The sequence below is a fragment of the Streptomyces sp. CO7 genome (genome assembly GCF_053474865.1).
The window spans coordinates 1-1,332 of sequence record NZ_JBRIOU010000025.1; the positions used below are offsets into that span (position 1 = coordinate 1).

Here is a 1,332-nt window from a genome sequence, read left to right on the forward strand (position 1 = left end):
GGCCCCCTCTCCGCCGAGGCGCTGCCCGACCCCGAGCCGGTGGCCGAACTGTTGGGCGTACGGGTCGCGGGCCGGCTGGAGGTCGGCGCCCTCGCGGTCGGGCCGGGTGAGCGTCTGCTGGTCACCGGCCCGAACGGCGCGGGCAAGAGCACACTGCTGCGGGTGCTGGCGGGGGATCTGGCGCCCGAGCGGGGTGAGGTCCGCCGTACCGCGCGGACCGCATGGCTGCCGCAGGAGACCGTCCTGACCCACCCGCGGCGCAGCCTGCTCGCCGCCTACGCCGAAGGGCTGCCCGGGGAGCCGGAGGAGCACCGCGACGCGCTGCTGTCCCTGGGACTCTTCGCGCCGTCGGCCCTGGGGACGGCGGCGGGCGATCTCTCCGTGGGGCAGGCGCGGCGGCTGGGGCTGGCGCGGGTGCTGCGCGAGCCGGCGGGTCTGCTGCTGCTGGACGAGCCCACCAACCATCTCTCCCCCGGCCTGGTCGAGGACCTGGAGGAGGCGCTGGCGGAGTGGCCGGGGGCGCTGGTGGTCGTCAGCCATGACCGCATGTTCACCCGCCGTTTCGAGGGACGCCGACTACGACTGGAGGCCGGCCGCCCGACGGGGTGAGGGGCGTGGCCACCGCGGTGCACGGCCACGGCCGCCCTACCGCGACCGTGCAGGACACCGCCGCGGCACGTCCACGACCGTGGAGGGCACCGCCGTCGCGCGGCCGCCGCGGTGCACGGCGGCGCCGCACGGCCGCGACAGCAGGACACCGCCGGTGCACGGCCCCGGGTATGGAGGACCGATACCGCGCGGGCGCCGAGGACGGGTGCGCTGCCGCGTGGGCGCGGCGATGCGGGACACCGCCGTCACACCTCCGCGGCGAAGACGGGCACCGCCGTCACACAGCCCCGGGCGTGGAAGGCCGCGATACCCCGCGGGCGCCGAGGACGGGTGCGCTGCCGCGTGGGCGCAGGGGTGCGGAGCACCGCCGTCACACCTCCGCGGCGATGACGGGCGCCGTCGTGGCACGGCCCCGAGCGTGGAAGGCCGCGATGTCGGGCGGGCGCCGATGAAGGGTGCACTGCCTCGTGGGCGCGGGGGTGCGGAGCACCGCCGTCACACCTCCGCGGCGATGACGGGCGCCGTCGTGGCACGGCCTCGGTGAGGGCGGCGCCGGGGCGCGGACCGCGGCGGTCGACAGTGCTGCCGCGCGGCCCCGGACGGGCACCGTCGCCGCCGGGCCCGCGATTTCGGGGGCCGAGGGGGCAGGCCCCGGTCGCGCCCGCGCCGCCACCAGGGGCTCCCTGGGAGCGCGGGTGATCAAGCACACATCCCGGTCACCCC

At 78.1% G+C, this 1,332-nt stretch carries 1 protein-coding gene; it reads left to right on the forward strand.

All coding sequences use genetic code 11. The annotated features are described in order from the left end of the window. The coding region (locus ACOV8S_RS30845) for an ATP-binding cassette domain-containing protein (RefSeq protein ID WP_448321787.1) at positions 1–609 on the forward strand (609 nt) is incomplete at its 5' end. Positions 610–1,332 lie beyond the last annotated feature (723 nt).